This is a genomic window from Arthrobacter sp. I3 (genome assembly GCF_000520575.1).
Classification (GTDB): domain Bacteria; phylum Actinomycetota; class Actinomycetes; order Actinomycetales; family Micrococcaceae; genus Arthrobacter; species Arthrobacter humicola_A.
Genome location: NZ_KI914962.1, coordinates 103,885 through 111,037, shown reverse-complemented (window position 1 = coordinate 111,037; position 7,153 = coordinate 103,885). Strand labels below are relative to the sequence as shown.

4 protein-coding genes and 1 pseudogene are annotated in these 7,153 nt (G+C 69.3%); all 5 read right to left on the bottom strand.

All coding sequences use genetic code 11. The annotated features are described in order from the left end of the window. Positions 1 to 212: 212 nt before the first annotated feature. The gene (locus Y706_RS0120530; RefSeq protein WP_028278063.1) at positions 213 to 1,475 is read right to left on the bottom strand and encodes a M20 family metallo-hydrolase; all 1,263 of its coding nucleotides are present in this window, start codon (positions 1,473 to 1,475) and stop codon (positions 213 to 215) included. Between the two features lie 9 nt (positions 1,476 to 1,484). Beyond that, complete coding sequence (locus Y706_RS0120525; protein WP_028278062.1) at positions 1,485 to 3,239, bottom strand: amidohydrolase; 1,755 nt, start codon at positions 3,237 to 3,239, stop codon at positions 1,485 to 1,487. A gap of 19 nt (positions 3,240 to 3,258) precedes the next feature. Further along, a complete protein-coding gene (locus Y706_RS0120520; protein ID WP_028278061.1) occupies positions 3,259 to 4,686 on the bottom strand; it encodes a gamma-aminobutyraldehyde dehydrogenase in 1,428 nt (475 codons plus the stop codon). Positions 4,687 to 4,698: 12 nt separating this feature from the next. Continuing rightward, on the bottom strand, positions 4,699 to 6,324 hold the full coding sequence (locus tag Y706_RS0120515; RefSeq protein ID WP_028278060.1) for a thiamine pyrophosphate-dependent enzyme: 1,626 nt from the start codon (positions 6,322 to 6,324) through the stop codon (positions 4,699 to 4,701). Next, positions 6,321 to 7,153, bottom strand: a pseudogene (locus tag Y706_RS28450) (MFS transporter); the annotation flags it as partial. The pseudogene Y706_RS28450 and the gene Y706_RS0120515, both read right to left, overlap by 4 nt.

The following is a 7,153-nucleotide window of genomic DNA, read 5'->3' as shown; positions in this document are numbered from 1 at the left end:
CCGCCGGCCACCGGGTCAGCCTGACGGAAGAGGCCTTCGGGCGGACCCTGCACGTGGCCAACCCCGATGCGGCCGAGCTGCCGGACAACCCCAACGGGGCGATGCTCTGGATTTCGCAGAAGCCCGAAGGCGCCTGAGACGGCACTGGCAGGCGCCCGGGGTTCCGCGGTGGCCGCGGAGGACCTGTGGAGTTCAGCCCTTGGTGGCCGCGGTCAGTCCTCCAGCGCCCCGTTGCAGAGCCGGTTCACTACCTCGGTGAGCATCACCAGGCCGGCCACGATGTCCTCGTCCGTGGTGTATTCGTGCTCGTTGTGGGAGATCCCGTCCACACTGGGCACAAACAGCATCACCGTCGGAACCAGGTCCTTCATGTTGGTCGAATCGTGCCCGGCCAGCGTCATGACCTGCTTGTTCGCCAGGCCCAGGTCCGCCGCCACCTTGGCTGCGAGTTCCACGCCTTCGGGCTGGTAGGGGGTCACGGGCCAGGTGTGGGCGTGGTTGCGCTCCACCGTGACGTTCGCCAGCCGTTCGATCCCGGCGATCCGCTCGTCCAGCAGGGCGTCGGCCTCGGCAAGGACAGCCTCATCGGCGCTACGCAGGTCCAGCAGCAGGCTCACCCGGGACGGCACCACCACGGGCGAGTTGGGGTAGACGTTCAGTTGTCCCACGGAGGTGTGCAGCACGCCGGGGAAGGTGTCGGCAAGTTCCCGCGCGGCGACCACCATCATGGACGCGCCCAGCAGCGCGTCCTTCCGGTCCGCGATCACGGTGGAGCCGGTGTGGGCCTGCTCGCCGTGGACCACGAACTCGTATTTGTTGGCCGCCCAGTTGGAGTTCACCAGGCCGATGGTGATGCCTTCGCGTTCCATGCTCCGGCCCTGTTCAATGTGGATTTCGGCGCAGTACGCGGCTTCGGGGCCCTCGTAGCTGCCCCGGCAGCCGATCGCGTCCAGGGCCTCGCGGACCGAGACTCCGGCTGCATCCGTGGTGGCCAGCGCGGTTTCGAGTTCGAGCTTTCCGGTGTAGACGGAGGAGCCCATCATGGACGGCTTGAAGCGGGAGCCCTCCTCGTTGAACCAGTTGACCACCGCGATGTTGAACCGGGGCTGCCCGGCGTCGCCGGCCGCGGCCCACTGCTCCACGAGCCGGAAGGCCGCATGGGCCGCGGCGAGCACGCCGTACGCGCCGTCGTAGCGTCCTGCCGTCGGCTGGGAATCCATGTGGGAGCCCACCACCACGAAGGGGGCACCCGGGACGGCCTCGTACAGGCCCCACTGGTTGCCGGCCCGGTCGAACCGGACGGTGAAGCCGTTGGCCTCCAGCAGGCCGGTGAGCCATTGCCGCTGCTGGCCGTCCGGCACGCTGGCGGCCTGGCGTTCCACACCGCCGTTCTCGGTAGCGCCGAATTCGCTCATGATGTGGAAGTCCCGCACGAACGCGGCGTCGCGGGTGCTGAAAGAGGTCTGAGTGGTCACGGTTTTCCCCTATGAACGATTGGTGGCTGTGCTGAAGAATGGACCGGTTGCGGCCGAATCGACCGCAACCGGGGACGTGAGGCCGGGGCTCCGGAACGTGAAGTTCCCCCCGACGGCGGTGGCCAGCACCTGGAGTTCGGCGATGCTGTCCGCGGTAAGCGGGGACCCCGACAGGACGGTGAAGTCGGCCAGCTTCCCGGCCGTCAGTGAGCCTTTGACGCCGGAGGCGCCGGTGGCTGCGGCGGCTCCCGTGGTATACGCCGCCAGGGCCTGGAGCGGGCCCAGCCGCTCGTCCGGGTTCCCGAAAACGGCCCCGGAGGCGGTGCGCCGGTCCACGAACGCCTGCATGCCGCGGAGCACGTTTCCGTCGGCCACGGGGCGGTCGGAGCTGCCGGCGAGTGTCACACCGGCGGACAGGAACGACGCCGCCCGGTAGGCCCAACCGAGCCGTTCCGGGCCGAGGGACAGCGTCATGCCGTCCCCGCCGTCGGCGAAGAAGCTCGCCTGCGGGGTGACGGCGATGTCCGCGGCGGCCAGCCGTTGCAGCTGTTCCGGCCGGGTCATCGAGGCGTGTTCGATCCTGTTGGGCACGGTCCGGGGGCCGTATTTGGCGGCGCAGCCGGTGATGATGTCGATCGCGAGGTCAACGGCGCGGTCGCCGATGGCGTGCGCCGCGATCGACCAGCCGGCCGCGTAGGCGGCCTCGATCTTTGCCCGGAGCGCGTCCGGTTCGGCCTGGAAGTAGCCGGTGTTGCCGGTGTTGTCCGTCCCGCCGTGGCTGCAGTAGTCATGGCTGACCGCGGCCGTTTCGCCGAGCAGTGACCCGTCCAGGAAAACCTTCGCCGGGCCCAGGGACAGGAAGTCGCCGCCGAAGCCGCTGGCGATGCCCAGATCCAGTCCGGCCGGCGTGGTGCCCGGCGGGTGCTGCCCGCCGAGCGGGTGGAGGACATCCAGAACGGGCATCAGCTGCGCCCGGGCGTGGAGCCTGCCCGCGGAGGCCGCCCGCTGGTAGGCGGCCAGCTCGACGGGGCTGTGGCCGATCCAGCCGCCGCCGATCCCGGCCTCGGTGAAGCTCGTGATGCCCTCCGCGGCGTAGTAGGTGGTGGCCCGGTCCAGTGCGGCTTCGATCGCCTCGGACGAGTACGGCAGGATCAGCTGCTGGATCAGCTGCTGCGCGGTTTCCTGGACCAGCCCGGTGGGGCGGCCGTCGGCGTCGCGGACAATGACGCCGCCGTCGGGGTCCGGAAACGACGCCGGTTCGGCGCCGGCCAGCCGGAGCGCGGCCGTGTTGACTACGGCCATGTGCCCGGAGTTGTGCCGCATGAACAGCGGCCGGTTTCCCGTGATCCGGTCCAAAACGGTGATGTCCGGGAACTCGCCGCCGTGCTGCTGCTGGCTGAAGCCGGTGGCCAGCAGCCAGTCCGGCGCCGCTCCGGTCCCGGGCTCTTGCCCTGCCTCAGGCCGTGCGCTGTCTGCCGCCATGCCGGCCTCCAGCAGGGCGTAGAGCTGCGTCAGGCCCCGCGCGGCGGAGACGTCCAGTTCGCCCAGGCCGAGCCCGAACCAGGTGGTGTGGCAGTGGGCGTCGATGAAGCCGGGGGTCACGGTGGCGCCGCCGAGGTCCAGGACTTCGGCCGCGTCCAGGCCGGCCAGGTCGTCGTCGAGGCCCACAATCCGGCCCTGCCAGACTCCCAGCGAGGTGGCATGCGGGCGGCGCTCATCCATGGTGATGATGTCCGCGTTGCGCAGCAGCAGATCGAGTTTCAAGGGTTACCTACGTGGTTCTTTAGCGGTGGGAGGTGGTGACTGACTTGATGCGGGTGTAGTCCTCCAGGCCAAAGACGGAGAGGTCCTTGCCTGTCCCGGAGTGCTTGAAACCGCCGTGCGGTGCCTCGGCCGGGATCACCTGGTGGCAGTTGATCCAGACGGCGCCGAAGTCCAGCTCATTGGAGACCCGGGTGACGACTCCGTGGTTGTTGGACCAGACGCTGGAGGCCAGCGCGTACTTGGTCCCGTTGGCCAGTTCCAAGGCTTCGGCCTCGTCCCGGAAGGGCTGGATGGTGACGACGGGTCCGAAGATTTCCTCGCAGACCACCTCGTCGGCCTGGAACACGCCGTCGATCACGGTGGGTTCGAAGTGGAAGCCGGTGCCCGTCCGCTTGCCTCCGGCCAGGACCCTGGCGTTCGCGGGCAGCCGGGACATGAAGCCTTCCACCCGGTCAAGCTGGGCGGCGCTGTTCAGCGGGCCCAGGTCCGCGGCGTCGCCGCCCACCTGCAGCGCTGCGGCTGCCGCGGCGAGCGCGGCGCCGAACTCCTGGTGGATGGAGTCCTCGACGAGCACACGGGTCACGGCGGTGCAGTCCTGCCCGGCGTTGAAGAACGCACCGAGCGCGATCTCCCTGGCCGCCAGGTCAATGTCGGTGTCGGCGAAAACGATCGCGGGTGCCTTGCCGCCGAGTTCCAGGTGGACGTCCTTGAGGGTCTTCGACGCCGCGGACATCACCTGAGCCCCGGCCCGGGTGGAGCCGGTGATGGACACCATTTCCGGGATCTCGTGATCCACCATGGCGGCACCGGTCCCCCGGCCGCCGCAGATGACGTTGACGACGCCGGCGGGGTAGGCCTCCTGCGCCAGTTCGCCCAGCACCAGGGTGGACCAGGGCGTGGTGTCGGCCGGTTTCAGGACCAGCGTGTTGCCGGCGGCGAGCGCCGGTCCGATCTTCCAGATGGCCATCATGAACGGGTAGTTCCACGGGGTGATCTGGGCGACCACGCCGAGGGGTTCGCGCCGGACGGTGGAGGAAAAGCCGCGGACGTATTCGGTCTGGGCGGTCCCGGACACCACGCGGCAGGCGCCGGCGAAGAAGCGCAGCTGGTCGGCGCCGCGGAGGATCTCGATCTCGCGGGTGATCTGGCGCGGCTTGCCGGTGCAGGCTACCTCGGCGTCCAAGAGCCTGTCGACGTTGGCCTCGATGAGGTCGGCGAGTTTGAGCATCATGGCCTGGCGTTCGGCCGGGGTGGTCCGCTTGTAGCTCTGGAAGGCGGTGTGGGCGGCCTGGAAGGCGCGGTCCACGGTGGCGGCGTCGCTGTCCGGGGCGGTCCCGAGCTGGACTCCGGTGGCGGGGTCGAAGAACGGCAGGGTGGCCGCGTCCGAACCGTCGGCGGCACTGCCGGGGCCGATCTCACCGTTGATGATGTTGTGCAGGGTGATCATGACGGGCTCCGGTCAGTTGCTGGCGGTCTTGGGTGAGCGGGTGGTGGGGTCCTGCGGGAGGTGCAGGACTGCCGGCAGCCCGGAGTCGACGGCACGGCGGAAAGCGGCGCCGAAGTCCTCTGCCGTCTCGACCCGTTCGCCGTAGCCGCCGTAGGACCGGGCCAGTGCGGCGAAGTCCGGGTTGGTCATGTGCGTGCCCGAGGGCCGGCCCGGGTAGTGGCCTTCCTGGTGCTCACGGATCGTGGCGAAGATGCCGTTGTCCACCACGAGGGCGATGAACTTCCCGCCGTGGCCCATGGCCGTGGCCATTTCCTGGCCGTTCATCATGAAGCAGCCGTCACCGGCCACGGAAATCACCTGGCGGCCGGGGTAGGCCAGGGAGGCAGCCACCGCCGCCGGGATCCCCATGCCCATGGCCCCGTTGCGGGGTGCGGCGAGTGAGTTCGCGGTGTTGTGCTTCAGGTAGCGGGCCGGCCACAGCGAGTGGTTCCCGGCCCCGCAGGTGATGACGGCGTCGTCGTCCATTTCCTGCTTGAGGATTTCCATGACGACGGCGAGGTCCACCCCCGTGCCTCCATCCGGCTGCGCCGAGGAGAATTTTTCGTAGTCGGCACGGGCCCCGGCCAGCCAGCCGGCCTCGGGATCCGCCGCGGAATCCGTGGCGGCGAGTGCGGTGGCGAAGGACGCGACGTGGGCCGGAATGTGCTGGTCCAGCCGGCCGAAGTGGCCCAGCAGATCGGCGCCGGGGTGGACGACGACGGTGACGGCATCCAGTCCGCGCTTGTAGCCGTCGGAGAGCACGTCGGCGCGGACGCAGCCGACGAAGACCAGCAGGTCGGCCTCGTCGAGGCGGCGGGCGTTGGCGTCGCTGCGGGCGTAGCCGAGGTAGCCGGCGTAGGCGTCGCTGTTGTGCGGGACGGCGTCGTAGGCGCGGAAGTCTGCGAGCACCGGGACGCCGTGGCGGGTGGCCCAGCCGGCCAGCGCGTCGGAGGATGCCTGGTCCCAGCCTTCGCCGCCCACCACGATCAGGGGCTTCCTGGACGCGGCCAGGCGCGTCTCGAGGCCGGCGAGATCGGCTGCTGCAGGTTCAGTCCGGGCGACGGTCCTGGGCTCCACCGTGGCCGATTCGATCGCGTGGACCAGCACGTCTTCGGGCAGGCCGATCACCACGGGTCCCGGCCGGCCGCTGAGTGCTGTGAAGATGGCGTCGTCCACCACGTGGGCGGCGGAGGCGGCGTCGTCGAGCGTCACGACTTTCTTGGCGGTGCTGCCGAACCAGGCGTTGATGTCGAATTCCTGGAACGACTCCCGGCCGCGGTCCGCGACCGGGATGAGGCCCACGAACAGGATCATCGGGGTGGCGTCCTGGTGTGCGGTGTGGATGGCGATGAAGGCGTTGGCCGCGCCCGGACCACGGGTCACCATGGCCACGCCCGGAAGCTCCGTGAGCCGGCCTTCGGCGAGGGCCATGAATCCGGCGCCGCCCTCGTGGCGGGTCACCACCGTTTCAATGGAGGATCCGTGCAGGCCGTCCAGCACGTCCAGGAAGCTCTCCCCGGGGACGCCGTAGACGCGCGGGATACCGGCTCGTTCCAGCTGGGCAACAATCAGGTGCCCGGCGGTGGTTGTTGTGCTCAATGCTTCATTCCCTTTTCTTCGATGCTCAGTGCGGGGAGGAAAATGCCGGACAGTGCGGTCAGCGCGGAGACCACCAGCAAGATGATGGCGCCGGGCCAGAACGAGTTGCCGTTGGCGGCCACGAGGGCCGTGGCGATCAGCGGCACGAAGCCGGAGATAACGCCGGCGCTGTTGGAGGTGATGGCGACGCCGGTGTACCGGACCTTCGTGGCGAAGAGTGCGGTCAAGGCCGTGCCGGACACCGCGTACGGGACGGACAGGGTGGATACGCCGATGATCATGGCCAGGATGACCAGGACGGGGTTGGCGGTGTCGATGGCCAGGAAGACGGGTACGGCGATGACGGCGGAGGCGACGCCGCCCCAGAGGATGACCTTGCTGGCGCCGAACTTCTCGCCCATGCGCCCGGCCCAGATCAGGGCGAAGATTTCGACGACGGCGGCCAGCAGCGAGCCGAGCAGCAGCGTTTCGTAGGGCATCTTGAGCACCTTGGTGCCGTAGAAGACCACGAAGCTGGTGATGAGGTAGAAGCCGCCGATACCCAGCAGCGCGGAGCACATGCCCACCAGGATCTGGCGCCAGCTCTTCGTCAGGACCCCGCGGATGGGGGCGTGCTCGGTCTCGCCGGACTCCATGAGGGCTTCGAATTCCGGGGATTCGCTGAGCTTGCTGCGGATCCACATCGAGATGGCCAGCAGCGGGATCGCCGCGATGAACGGGATGCGCCAGCCCCAGGCGTCGAAGTTGGCCTGGCCCACCAGGTAGAGCATTCCGAAGAACCCGCCGGAGGACAGGATGGTGCCGATCGGCGAGCCGAGCTGCGGGAGGG

What these genes read in the sequence shown, in the direction of transcription:
- Y706_RS0120520 (WP_028278061.1), bottom strand. Translation starts at nt 4,686, where the DNA reads ATGATCACCCTGCACAACATCATCAACGGTGAGATCGGCCCCGGCAGT.